Annotated in this window: 12 protein-coding genes; 9 read left to right on the forward strand and 3 right to left on the reverse strand. The window is 70.5% G+C overall.

What is annotated here, in order from left to right; genetic code table 11:
* Window positions 1-2 precede the first annotated feature (2 nt).
* From ABC337_RS16890 to ABC337_RS16900, 3 genes are read left to right on the forward strand one after another with little or no spacing between them, the layout of a single operon-like run.
* Window positions 3-1,217 (forward strand): type III polyketide synthase, encoded by a 1,215-nt coding sequence (locus tag ABC337_RS16890; protein ID WP_412882983.1) that lies wholly within the window; start codon window positions 3-5, stop codon window positions 1,215-1,217.
* Between the two features lie 11 nt (window positions 1,218-1,228).
* Window positions 1,229-1,996: a methyltransferase domain-containing protein gene (locus ABC337_RS16895; protein ID WP_412883265.1), complete on the forward strand. Its 768-nt coding sequence runs from the start codon at window positions 1,229-1,231 to the stop codon at window positions 1,994-1,996.
* Entirely contained in the window at window positions 1,993-3,156 is a 1,164-nt protein-coding gene (locus tag ABC337_RS16900) for an FAD-dependent oxidoreductase (protein ID WP_412882982.1), read from the forward strand. Before ABC337_RS16895 ends, ABC337_RS16900 begins: the two co-directional genes overlap by 4 nt.
* A 34-nt stretch (window positions 3,157-3,190) precedes the next feature.
* On the opposite strand, the gene ABC337_RS16905 is transcribed toward ABC337_RS16900, so the two are convergent.
* A complete protein-coding gene (locus tag ABC337_RS16905; protein WP_412882981.1) occupies window positions 3,191-3,595 on the reverse strand; it encodes a nuclear transport factor 2 family protein in 405 nt (134 codons plus the stop codon).
* Between the two features lie 95 nt (window positions 3,596-3,690).
* Between ABC337_RS16905 and ABC337_RS16910 the strand changes: the two genes are divergently transcribed.
* Entirely contained in the window at window positions 3,691-4,755 is a 1,065-nt protein-coding gene (locus tag ABC337_RS16910; protein WP_412882980.1) for a hypothetical protein, read from the forward strand.
* Between the two features lie 9 nt (window positions 4,756-4,764).
* Window positions 4,765-5,478, forward strand: a complete 714-nt coding sequence (locus ABC337_RS16915) for a peptide deformylase (protein ID WP_412882979.1) — start codon at window positions 4,765-4,767, stop codon at window positions 5,476-5,478.
* Window positions 5,479-5,501: 23 nt separating this feature from the next.
* Here ABC337_RS16915 and ABC337_RS16920 read toward each other — a convergent pair whose 3' ends face one another.
* A complete protein-coding gene (locus tag ABC337_RS16920) occupies window positions 5,502-7,553 on the reverse strand; it encodes a S9 family peptidase (protein WP_412882978.1) in 2,052 nt (683 codons plus the stop codon).
* 153 nt (window positions 7,554-7,706) lie between these two features.
* Here ABC337_RS16920 and ABC337_RS16925 point away from each other — a divergent pair, with 153 nt between their 5' ends.
* From ABC337_RS16925 to ABC337_RS16940, 4 genes are all read left to right on the forward strand, one after another.
* Window positions 7,707-8,642: a methyltransferase domain-containing protein gene (locus ABC337_RS16925; protein WP_412882977.1), complete on the forward strand. Its 936-nt coding sequence runs from the start codon at window positions 7,707-7,709 to the stop codon at window positions 8,640-8,642.
* A 128-nt stretch (window positions 8,643-8,770) separates the two neighbouring features.
* A complete protein-coding gene (locus tag ABC337_RS16930) occupies window positions 8,771-9,271 on the forward strand; it encodes an NfeD family protein (RefSeq protein WP_412882976.1) in 501 nt (166 codons plus the stop codon).
* A gap of 78 nt (window positions 9,272-9,349) precedes the next feature.
* Window positions 9,350-10,330, forward strand: a complete 981-nt coding sequence (locus tag ABC337_RS16935; protein WP_290257830.1) for an SPFH domain-containing protein — start codon at window positions 9,350-9,352, stop codon at window positions 10,328-10,330.
* A gap of 348 nt (window positions 10,331-10,678) precedes the next feature.
* Window positions 10,679-11,026 (forward strand): RNA polymerase-binding protein RbpA, encoded by a 348-nt coding sequence (locus ABC337_RS16940; protein ID WP_290257831.1) that lies wholly within the window; start codon window positions 10,679-10,681, stop codon window positions 11,024-11,026.
* Window positions 11,027-11,126: 100 nt separating this feature from the next.
* Here the strand turns inward: ABC337_RS16940 and ABC337_RS16945 are convergent, their stop codons facing one another.
* Complete coding sequence (locus ABC337_RS16945) at window positions 11,127-11,864, reverse strand: polyprenol monophosphomannose synthase (protein WP_412882975.1); 738 nt, start codon at window positions 11,862-11,864, stop codon at window positions 11,127-11,129.
* Between the last annotated feature and the right edge of the window lies 1 nt (window position 11,865).

The raw sequence follows: 11,865 nt of genomic DNA on the forward strand, positions 1-11,865 counted from the left end.
CCATGACGGTCTACCTGAGGTCCCTGGAAACTGCTGTCCCGCCCACTGTCCTGATCCAGTCCGAAGCCCGTGACGTTTTCGCCGCCCAGCCTGGCCTCAGCAGGCTCGGCGCACGCCTGGTGGCCACGTGTTTCGACGGCGCCGCGATCGATACGCGGTACACCGCCGTCGATGAACTGACCACGCGCAGCACCGCCGCCGACCCGCAATTCTTCGACGCCGCGACCGGGATGCTGCTCAGCCCGGGCACCAAGACCCGCAACGACATCTTCGCCGTCGAGGCCAGCAAACTCTTCGTCAAGGCCGCGGAAAAGGCCGTCGACGCCTGCGCCGGCATCGCCCGTGAGGACATCACCCACCTGGTCACCGTCTCCTGCACCGGGTTCTTCAACCCCGGACCCGACTACAAGATCGTCCGCGGCCTGGGCCTCAAACCCTCCGTCCGGCGGTACCACCTCGGGTTCATGGGCTGCTACGCCGCGTTCCCGGCGCTGCGGGCCGCCGCCTCCTTCTGCGAGGCGGATCCGGACGCCGTGGTGCTGGTGGTCTGCGCCGAGCTCTGTTCGCTGCACGTGCGCACGTCGAACGACCCGGACACCATCATGGGCTCGGCCCTCTTCGCCGACGGGGCGGCCGCCGCCGTCATTACGGCCCGGGACGTTCCGGACGCGCCGGCGCTGATGACCCTGGACCACTTCGAAACCGTGCTCACCCCCGTGGGCGAGGAGGCCATGGCCTGGAACATTGGCGACGCCGGCTTCGAAATGGTGCTTGGCACCTACGTCCCGCACATCATCGACGAACACATCGTCGGCGCCCTGGAACCCCTCCTGGCCCGTGACCCCTCGCTGACCGGCGCCGCGTACGGCGACATCCGGCACTGGGCCATCCACCCGGGCGGCCGCAGCATCCTTGACAAGGTCGAGACCCGGCTGGGCCTCAGCGAGGAGCAACTGCGGCCGGCCCGGGAAACGCTGCGCAACTACGGGAACATGAGCAGCGCCACGGTGCTTTTCGTCCTCCGGCACATCCTGGACCTTCCCGCCGATCCGCGAGCGGACGACGGCGACGGGCGCGGCGAGCGGATCTGCTCGATGGCGTTCGGTCCGGGGCTGACCGTGGAGACCGCGTTGTTCACCAAGATCACCGGGGCGCGGGAGGATTCGCCACGCGCATCCGAGCGGGCCGCTGCGGCAGCCGCGTCCGCCCTGGCCTGAGATCTTCCGTGCTGTTGCGTGTCCGTGCGGCCGATGCCGTCGAGGAAATGGACCGGGACGACTGCGATCCCGGGCGGCTGGAGCGCACCTACGCGCAGTTTGACCTGGTGAACCGCGCCTTCTCTGGCTGGCAGGGGATCTACCGGCAGCACCTCAGGCCACTGCTGGCCTCGGGGATGCCGGTGTCCCTGCTGGACGTCGGCTGCGGCGGCGGAGACGTCGCCGTCCGGCTGGCCCGCTGGGCCGCCCGCGACCGGCTTCCGCTGCGGGTCACGGCCGTGGACCCGGACCCGCGGGCCGCCGCCTTCGCCAAGGCCCGGGCTGCCGCGCGAAAGGCCCCAGGAGTCAGCTTCCGGAGGCAGGACACCACCGGGCTCCTGGCCGCCGGGGAGCGGTTCGACGTCGTGGTCTCCAACCACGTCCTGCACCACCTCCCGGACGACCATCTGCCCGGGTTCCTGGCCGAGTCGGCGGCGCTGGCCGGCCGGCTGGTCCTGCACAACGACCTGCGGCGCAGCGCGTTTGCCTACGGGCTGTTCTCCGGCGCCGCCCTGCCGTTCCGGGGATCCTTCATCCGGGCCGACGGGCTGACGTCCATCCGCCGCAGCTACACGGCCGCCGAACTGCGCGCCGCCGCTCCCCCGGGCTGGAGGGTGCGGCCCGGCTTTCCGTTCCGCAACCTCCTGCTGCTGGAGCGCCCCGCCAGTGAGGTCCCTCGCGGCACCGGGAACCCTCAGGGTGCATCGGGCGATTCCGCGACGCCGGGCCGTCGCCCGTGATCGACGTCGCGATCGTCGGCGGCGGGCCCGTCGGCCTGTTCCTGGCGACGTTACTCGTGCAGCGCGGAGTTTCCGTGACTGTCCTGGAGCGCCGGACCGCCGGGACCGGCGGGCACTCCCGCGCCATCGGCATCCACCCGCCGGCCCTGAGCGCCCTGTCGCGCGCCGGGGTGGACCAGGAGCTGATCCGCCGGGGCGTCCCGATCCGGCGCGGAGTGGCCGTCAACGAGGGCCGGACCCTGGCCGGCATGAGTTTCGACGCCGTGCCCGGGCCTTACCCGTTCGTGCTGTCCCTGCCGCAGAACAGCACGGAAGAGGTCCTGGCGGCCAGGCTGCGCGGCCTGGACCCCGGGGAGCTCCGCTGCGGGGTACGGGTGACGGGCCTTGCGGGTAGGGGGCGGGAGGGCGGCCCGGTGCGGGTGCGCACCGACAGCGCCGGCCACGAGGAGGAGTTCGAGGCGTCCCTGGTGGTCGGCGCCGACGGCGTCCGTTCCACGGTGCGCTCCGGCGCGGGTCTCAAGACACACGGCAGGGACTACCCGGACTGGTACCTGATGGGCGACTTCGACGACGGCACCGACCTCGGCCCCGACGCGGCCCTCTTCCTCGCCGCCGACGGGATCGTGGAGTCCTTCCCGTTGCCGGGCCGGCAGCGGCGCTGGGTGGTGCGCCTCAACGGGCGCACCCTCCCAGGCGACGGGGCTCACGGGCTGGCCGGGGAGGTACGACGGCGCACCGGCGTCAGTATCGACGCCGGCAGCAACACCATGCTGAGCACCTTCGGTGTGCGCTCGCGGCTGGTCCGGCGGATGGCCGCGGGGCGCTGCGTCCTTATCGGGGACGCCGCCCACGAGATCAGCCCGATCGGCGGTCAGGGAATGAACCTCGGCTGGCTGGACGCCGTCGAGCTGGCCGGCCTCATTCCCTCGTTACTGGCCACCGGGCGGTCCACTGACCCGTCCATGGCGCCCGGGGTGCGGGCGTTCGAGCACCGCAGGCTCAGGGCCGCGGCCCGTGCGGTGCGGCAGTCCGAGATCAACATGGCCTTGGGACGGCCGTTGCCGGCGGGTGTCCTCGCGGCCCGGAACGGGGCAATCGCGGCGGCTGCGTCAATTCCGGCGCTGAACCGGTGGACGGCCCGCCGCTTCTCCATGCACTGAGCCTCTTCACTGGGCGCTGACGTGCGGGCGGCGCCTACTCGGGGGTGTAGTAGCAGTCGTAGCTGTGCTGGCTGATGATCAGGCCGTCGCGGAGTTCGAAGACCGAGGCGGTCCGGGCGCGGATGGTCTCACCCTTGTCCCACAGTGGCAGGTCCAGCTGCAGGACGGCCGACCATTCCGCCTCCACCACCACGCGGTTCTCCTGGCAGGTGGTCCGGCGGACGTCGAAGTGCTGCCCGGTCACGACCTCTCCGCTGCGGTCTGCGGCGGCGAGCACCTGGTCCCGGGTCCGGGTGCTCCCGGCGGGGGCCAGCAGGTGGGGCGCCTCCGTCAGGACATAGTCCTCGGCGAGAAATTGCTCCAATGCGGCGGACCCGGTGCCGGACTCGATGGCACGGAGCAGGCCCAGCACACGGTCCAGGGGCGCGGCGTCAGTCATACCTTGAGACTAACCGAGTGACCAATCGCCCCAGACCCGGCATCTCCCCGTGCCGGCGCCTGCCGTGGTGCGGCACCTGGGCCTACACTGGCCGCATGGGCAGCGCTCCGATCCGCCGCAGGCCACCGCCGGAACGGCGGACGGCACAGAATCAGCCACGTCGGGCCCGCGCCGCGCTGACACTCGCGCCGCTGCTGGTGTCCGTGTTTCTGGCCGTGGCCTGCACCGGTCCCACGGGCCCCTCCACCACGGGGACGTCGTCGCCGGCCGCACCAACGCCCGGGTCCTCCGTCCCCGGCACCGCGTCTGCCCCGACCGGCACCCCGTCCGCTGCACCCGTGACCGCGGCGATGAACCAGTTCCGGGACAATTACAGCAAGCAGATCGTCGAAATCCAGCTGACCAACACCACCTCTGCCGCCCTCACCGTCGAGGCGGCCGACGTGACCACCGCTCTGTTCGCCGGTGCCATCGGCTGGACGGCTCCGGGCGGCGGGACCGAACTGCCGCCGGGCCAAGCCAAGAGCCTCCCAGCCCCGCTCCCGGCCCCAGCCTGCCCGGCGGCCGGCGAAGCGTCCGGCAATGCCGGCACCGAGGCCACGGGTGCGGCATCCGGCAGCGAAGCGAAGGCCGGCGAGGCCACCCTGCGGCTCCGTGACGCCACCGGGGCGGTCAGCCAGGTCACGGTTGCCGTCACCGACCCCTTCGGGGTGCTGACCCGGAACAACGTTGAGCAGTGCGTGGCGCAGGCGGCGAATGCCGTCGCGGGTTTCCGGTTCGCCCCGGACCTGCGGCCCACCGCAGACGGCCGCGCCGCCGTCGTCGACCTCGTCATCACTCCGCGAATCGCCGGAGATTCGACGGTGAAGCAAACGCTCACCATCGATGGCGTCGGCGGCACCACGCTGCTGGAGGAAGATGCCGCGGCACCGTGGCCGCACGGACTGCAGATCACCGCCGACCAGCCCGAACGCGAGGTCCCGCTGGGGCTGCGGCCGGCACGGTGCGACCCGCACGCCGTCGCCGAGGACAAGGTGGGCACGCTGATACCGCTCCATGTCACCGTGGCCGGCCGGGCAGGCACACTCAAGATCGCTGCCGGGCCGGCGCTGCGCGGCAGGATCTACGATTTCGTCACCGCCGCGTGCGGTCGCCAGTAGTCTGGAGCCATGCCAGCAGACGCCAGCAACCTCAGTCCAGACACCGATCCGACCAGCGCGGACACCGATTCCGCCGGGACTCTCTCCCCCGACGACCGGATCCGGGAAACCGTCCACCGGATCCTCGAGGCCGGGGTGCTGCCGCCGATCGTGCAGGCCGGCCACCCGGTGCTCCGGCAGAGCGCGGCCCCGTTCACGGGGCAGCTGGACGCCCCCACCCTGTCCGCCCTGATCGACATGATGCGCCGGGCAATGCACAAAGCGCCGGGGGTGGGTTTGGCCGCCCCGCAGCTGGGCATCCCGCTTCGGCTGGCCGTGCTGGAGGACACGTTCGACGTCGACCCGGAGGTCGCTGCCGTCCGGGGTCGGCAGCCGCTGGAGTTCTTCGCCATGCTCAACCCCCGCTACGAACCCCTCGGCACAGAGCGAAAGGCTTTCTACGAGGGGTGCCTGTCCGTCAACGGACTGCAGGCCGCCGTCCTGCGCCCCGAATCGGTGCGCCTAACCTTCACCGACCCCGACGGCGAGGTGACAACGCGGGAGTTCACCGGCTGGCAGGCCCGGATCGTCCAGCACGAGACGGACCACGTCAACGGCGTGCTGTATCTGGACAGGGCAGAACTGCGGTCCCTGACCACGAACACCGAATACGCCGCCCGCTGGGCGCAGCCGGACATCACAAAGGCCCGGCAGGAACTGGGATTCCTGCCGGGCCTTGGGTGACTCGCGGGCCTAGGGCTCGGGGCTTAGGACACTGCGTTAGTGGCCGTCGGCAGATACCGGCCCCACCACTGCAGGATCTGCTCGAACCGCTGCCGGCGGTGATGCGGCGTGCCCGAGCGGGACAGCTCGTGGTTCTCGCCCGGGAAAACCAGGAAGGCCGTCTCCACGCCCTGCTGCTTCAGTGCCGTGAAGTAGCGCTGGCCCTGTTCCACCGGGCAGCGCAGGTCCTCCTCGCTGTGGATCACCAGGGTGGGAGTGCGCACCTCGCCGATCCGGGCCATAGGGCTCTGGGCTTCCATCTGCTCCGCCGAGCGGCCGGTGTACTCGCCGCCGAAGAACCAGCCGATGTCGGCCGAGCCGGTGAAGCTTACGGGGTCCAGGAAGCCGCGTTCGACGATTGCGCCCTTGAAGCGGTGGTCGTGGCTGATGGTCCAGGCCGTCAGGTAGCCGCCGTAGGAGCCACCCATGATGCCCAGCGCGCCGCCGTCGAGCTCCTCGAACTTCTCCAACGCACCGTCGAGGAAGGCCAGGACGTCCTGCATGTCCACGGTGCCCATCCGCTCCTTGATGCTGCGCCCGTGCTCCTGGCCGTAGCCGGCAGAGCCGCGCGGGTTGCACATCAGCACCGCGTACCCGGCACCGGCGTAGACCTGCGCCTCGTCGAAGAGCGCCCCGGTGAACTGCGCGAAGGGGCCGCCGTGGATGTTCAGCAGCACCGGGTGCGGGCCGCTGCCCTCGGGCATGACCAGCCAGCCGTGCACCGGGTAGCCGTCCGGTGAGGCAAAGGTGAGCTCCTGCGGCACCAGCACGCCGGCCTCCTCCCGCAGCGGAGCCGAGAAGTCGGTGAGCGTCCGGGGCTCGCCCCGGCTGAGCACGGCGAGGTCGCCGGAGGTCCCGGCGTCGGTGAAACTGATCCAGACGGTTCCGGCTGCTTCCGCGGCGCCGGTGACCACGCGCGGACCGGTGGTCAGTGCGGTGCTGCTGCCGTCGGGGCCGACGCGGAGCAGCTCAACGGCACCGCGCGCATTGTTCATCACCAGCACGCCATCCGTCCCGGCCGGTTCCAGCGGGCCCGCGATGTCCTGGGTTTCCGGGTCGCTGAGCCGGACCGCGTCCCCGCCTGCCGGGGGCATCACGTAGAGGGCGGTGTTGCGGGCCACGAAGTCCAGTCCCTCCGGACCGAGGTCCTGGGCCAAGAAGTAGAGGTGGCGGCCGTCGCGGCTCTCCCGGACGGCACCGATGGACAGGGTGCCAGTGCCGGCGGCAGCGGGCCGGACCTCTTCCGGGGCGGGGGCCTCGTCGGCGTTGGCAGCGGCGCCGACCGGGACACGGTAGATCCCGGTGACCAGGTCCCGGTCATGTCCCTCGTGCAGGGCGGCGGTGAAGTAGACGTGGCTGCCGTCGGCGCTGAAGACTGCGCCGTCATGGTCGGTTGCCGCGTGGGTCAGCTGGTGGGCTTCCGGCAGTTTGCCGGAGGACTTCGTGTCCTCGGCGTCCTTGGACGCGTCCTTGAGGGCCCGGCCGGCCGGTGCCACCCAGGGTTCGTCGGTGAGCGCCGGGACATCCAGCAGGAAGAGCTGCTGGGGCTTGTCGGCCGTGTAGCCCACGCCGTTCATCCGGTACTGGTAGTCGGTGATCAGCCGGGCGTCCTCGCCGCCTGCGGAGACGCCGTCAACCGTGCCGTAGCGGCCGTCCTCCGGGGTGCGGGCGGCGAAAACGATGCTGCGGGAATCCGGGGACCAGGCGAAGGCGCCCACTCCGAGCGGTGCGTCGGTGACGGCAACGGGTTCGCCGCCGCCGGCCTCCACGATGTGCAGTTGCGGCTTCCCGCCCGCCGCGGCGCGGATGAAGGCCAGGACCTGCCCGTCCGGGGAGATGGCGGGCGCGGTGTCGCGGAAGCCGCGGGTCAGCCGGCGCGGTGCCCGGTCCGCGTCCGCGGAGACGGACCACAGCTGGCCCACGTAGGAATCGGCGTCGAAATCGGGGCGCACCACGGACACGACGGCGTGGGTTCCGTCGGGGTGGACGGCGGGCGCGGAGACAGACTTGAGCAGGGTCACATGTTGGGGTTTCACGAGTGCGAGCCTAGCCCCGTCCCGGCGGCAGGTGAAATACCTCACAGTCCGGCGTTGCGCCGGCGTCGCCCAGCCGCGGCGGGAGGCGAGGGAGTTCTCCGGGAGTTCCGCGGGCTCCTCCGGCCGGAGGCGGCCGGCCCTACGATGGAGACTATGCTTTCCGCCTCCCGCGCCCTCCTCGCCTGCCCGCTGTGCCGGGGAGGCTTCCTTCCCGGGGCGGCCGACGGCGGCGGCCTGGTCTGCGACGCCGGGCATTCATTCGACGCCGCCAAACAGGGCTACATCAACCTCCTGACCGGCAAGGGCACCGTGTTCGAATCGGACTCGGCTGACATGGTGGCGGCCCGGCACGACTTCCTGTCCGCCGGCCACTACCGGCCGCTGGCCGACGCCCTCGCGGAGTTCGCCGCGGCTGCGCTGACGGGCGCCGGAGGCGGGGCGGCGGGGGAAGCCAGCACCGCTGAAGGCGCTCCGGAAGCCGGACCGGCCATCCTGGACGCCGGCACCGGCACCGGTCACTACCTCCGCGCCGTCCTGGACCGGGTTCCCGCCGCCGCCGTCGGGCTGGATATCTCGAAGTTCGCCCTGCGCCGCGCGGCCCGGCTGAACCCCGTCGCGGCGAACCTCGTCGCCGATATCTGGCAGCCGCTGCCCGTCCGGGATGCCGCCGTCGACGTGGTCATGGTGGTATTCGCGCCCCGCAACGCCGCCGAATTCGCCCGCGTCCTGCGCCCCGGCGGGAGGCTGATCGTGGTGACCCCGCGCCCAGGACACCTAACGGAGGTCGCAGGCACCACGGGCATGCTGGCCATCGAACCGGCCAAGGAGGAACGGCTGGCGGCGGGTCTGGCCGGGCATTTCACGGCGTTGCCCGGACGCGACGTGGACATCGCCCTGGACCTCACGCCCGACGACGTCGTGAAGCTCGCCCTGATGGGCCCCGCCGGGCATCACCTGGACCGGGCATCCCTCCAGGAGACCCGGTCTCGCCTGGCCGCCCGCACCGCGGTGACGGCCCGGTTCCGGATCAGCGTCTTCACGCCGCTGGAGAGGGAGCAGCGGCCGGAACCGCGCCCCGCCGGCGGGTAACGACTTCACTACGTTCCCGGCTGCTCCCGCACCGGAACCCCAACGGGCCCCGCATCCCGCCTACGATGGGAAGACGTTACGGGGCCGCGTCTGCGGCACCGTACCAAGAGAACATCCAGGGGGAAACGATGTTTGAATGGCTGGCCGACAACTGGTGGGCGCTGTGGCTCACGGTGTTCCTGGTGTTCGCCGTGGTGGAGATGCTGACGCTCGACCTGTTCTTCATCATGCTCGGCGGCGGCGCACTCGCGGGCCTGGCCGCCTCCCTCGGCGGAGCGGACCTCTGGCTGCAGATCGTCATCTTCAGCGTCGTGTCCCTCCTGATGGTCGGCTTCGTCCGCCCCGTCGCCCTGAAGCACCTGCGCAGCAGTCCCGCGGACCAGCGCAGCAACATCGAACGCCTCATCGGCGAACCCGCCGTCGTCCTGGAGCAGGTCAGCTCCTCCGGCGGCCTGGTCAAGATCGGCGGCGACGTCTGGACCGCCCGGCTGGACTCCGGCGTCCTCGAACCCGGCCAGACCGCCACCGTCAGCGCCATCGACGGCGCCACCGCCGTCGTCGTCCCGCGTGGAGGCGCTGAAGTCCTGGACCGGACACTGGACCCGGGCGCCCCCGACTCCGGCGCCTAGGCCCGCAAGCACACAACGTGAGATCCCGCGGCGGACCCGCCGCACAGCAAAACCACATATCTGGGGAAAAGGTGATGTATGGATATCGCAGTCGCAGTTGTACTGCTGGTACTCGTGGCGTTCGTGATAATCGTGTTGGTCAGGTCGGTGCGGATCATCCCGCAGGCCCGGGCCGGCGTGGTGGAACGGCTCGGTAAGTACCAGCGGACGCTGAACCCCGGGCTGACCATCCTGATCCCCTTCGTTGACCGGCTCCTGCCGCTGCTGGACCTGCGCGAACAGGTGGTCTCCTTCCCGCCGCAGCCGGTGATCACCGAGGACAACCTGGTGGTCTCCATCGACACCGTGGTCTACTTCCAGGTCACCGACGCCCGCGCCGCCACCTACGAGATTGCCAACTACATCCAGGCCGTGGAACAGCTCACCACCACCACGCTGCGCAACGTGGTGGGTGGCCTGAACCTGGAGGAGGCACTGACCTCCCGCGACCAGATCAACGGCCAGCTCCGCGGCGTGCTGGACGAGGCCACCGGCCGGTGGGGCATCCGGGTGTCCCGGGTGGAGCTCAAGGCCATCGATCCGCCCCACTCCATCCAGGACTCGATGGAGAAGCAGATGCGCGCCGAGCGTGACCGCCGCGCCGCGATCCTCACCGCCGAGGGCACCAAGCAGTCCGCGATCCTCACCGCCGAAGGCCAGCGGCAGTCCTCCATCCTCAAGGCCGAGGGCGACGCCCAGGCGGCCATCCTGCGGGCCGACGGCGAGGCCCAGGCCATCCAGAAGGTCTTTGAGGCGATCCACCAGGGCAACCCGGACCAGAAGCTGCTGGCCTACCAGTACCTGCAGACGCTGCCCAAGCTGGCCGAGGGCAGCTCGAACAAGCTCTGGATCATCCCCAGCGAGGTGGGCGAGGCCCTCAAGGGCATCGGCGGCGCCCTGGGTGGCCTCTCCCCCGAACCTCCGGCCGGTGCGCCGGCTGCGGGTGGGGCACCGACGACGCCGGCAGTCCCGGCAGCTACGTCGTCGACGGGCACTGCAGCGGGCGCCGCGGAGCACTGACCGCACTCCCTGCGAAATCTTGGGAGCGCCGGGCCGGCAGCGGCCCGGCGTTCTCTTTGCCGCTTTGCCTTTACCGCGTCCCCTTTGCCGCGTTCCCCTTTGCCTGGTGGCCTCCGGCAGAGTATAGTGGAGTATTTGTCCGGCCGGTTCACACTGCTGGAACAAATAGGCTTCGCTGAGCGTTATATCCGGTGGCAGAACACCGCGGCACAACGGCAGGTCCTCCGACCGGCCGCGCCGCCTGCAACGGGTTCACCGGAGAACGCAATGCACACAGTAGTCCGGCGGGTTCAGCCCACGGACTAGCGCAGGGTTCCGGCCCTGCGAACCGATCATGAGGGAGAAAAAATGAGCGATCGCAGCCTGCGGGGTATGCGCCTGGGCGCACAGAGCATGGAGACCGAATCCGGCGTCGAGCCCGCTCCGCGCCAGCGGGTCGAATATCGTTGCGCGGACGGCGAGCAGGTATTCGTCACCTTCTCCTCCGAGGCCGAGATTCCCCCCGTATGGGTTTCCAAGACCGGAAAGGAAGCGCTCCTGGTTGACGGCGAGCGTCCGGTCAACGGCAACGAAAAAGCTGTCCGCACGCACTGGGACATGCTTCTGGAACGCCGCTCCCTGCCGGAGCTGGAGCAGATCCTCGAGGACCGGCTCACCATCCTCCGCGAACGCCGCGGGGAACGCCGCTCCGCCTAGGTCATGACACAAAGAAAGCCGGGCTGGAACCCCTCAGGGGTTCCAGCCCGGCTTTTTGTTTGTCTGCTTTGCCTGCGCCGTTGTGCCGGTCGGCCCCTGGCTACTTGGGGCCGAGCTTGTGGCTCAGGGTGTTCCAGCGGGCGGTCAGGCCCCACTTGGTGACGTTGATCATGGCTTCCACCACGATGTTGCCGCTCATCTTGGAGGCGCCCAGCTCACGCTCGACGAAGGTGATGGGGCGTTCGACGATGGTCAGGCCCAGCCGGGCGACGCGCCAGGCCAGGTCCACCTGGAAGCCGTAGCCCACCGAATCGACCGAATCCAGGTTCAGCTCCTCCAGGGTGCTGCGGCGGAACGCGCGGAAGCCGCCGGTGACGTCCTTGATGTTCACGCCGAGCATGATGCGGGCGTAGGTGCTGCCGACGCGGGAAATCGCCTGGCGGTACAGCGGCCAGTTGACCACGCTGCCGCCGGGAACCCAGCGGGAACCCATCGCCAGGTCGGCGCCCTGCTCCACGGCCTCGATCAGCTGCGGCAGCTGCTCGGGCTTGTGCGAACCGTCGGCGTCCATCTCCACGAGGATGTCGTAGCCGGCGTCGAGGCCCCACTTGAAGCCCGCGATGTAGGCGGCACCCAGGCCGGCCTTGCCCGCCCGGTGCAGCACGTGGACCTGGCTGTCCTCAGCCGCCATCCGGTCGGCCAGCGCGCCGGTACCGTCGGGGCTGTTGTCATCGACCACCAGCACGTCGGAGGCGGGCACGGCGGTGCGCAGGCGTCCAAGGGTCTTGGGCAACGATTCCAGCTCGTTGTAAGTCGGGATGATCGTGAGGACACGCACA

It is taken from the genome of Arthrobacter phoenicis (assembly GCF_047238215.1).
Classification (GTDB): domain Bacteria; phylum Actinomycetota; class Actinomycetes; order Actinomycetales; family Micrococcaceae; genus Arthrobacter.

Bases quoted from the DNA above. Each gene is read 5' to 3' on its own strand.
- ABC337_RS16890 (WP_412882983.1), top strand. From the start codon at position 3: ATGACGGTCTACCTGAGGTCCCTGGAAACTGCTGTCCCGCCCACTGTC.
- ABC337_RS16905 (WP_412882981.1), bottom strand. From the start codon at position 3,595: ATGACTGACGCCGCGCCCCTGGACCGTGTGCTGGGCCTGCTCCGTGCC.
- ABC337_RS16910 (WP_412882980.1), top strand. From the start codon at position 3,691: ATGGGCAGCGCTCCGATCCGCCGCAGGCCACCGCCGGAACGGCGGACG.
- ABC337_RS16915 (WP_412882979.1), top strand. From the start codon at position 4,765: ATGCCAGCAGACGCCAGCAACCTCAGTCCAGACACCGATCCGACCAGC.
- ABC337_RS16925 (WP_412882977.1), top strand. From the start codon at position 7,707: ATGCTTTCCGCCTCCCGCGCCCTCCTCGCCTGCCCGCTGTGCCGGGGA.
- ABC337_RS16930 (WP_412882976.1), top strand. From the start codon at position 8,771: ATGTTTGAATGGCTGGCCGACAACTGGTGGGCGCTGTGGCTCACGGTG.
- ABC337_RS16935 (WP_290257830.1), top strand. From the start codon at position 9,350: ATGGATATCGCAGTCGCAGTTGTACTGCTGGTACTCGTGGCGTTCGTG.
- ABC337_RS16940 (WP_290257831.1), top strand. From the start codon at position 10,679: ATGAGCGATCGCAGCCTGCGGGGTATGCGCCTGGGCGCACAGAGCATG.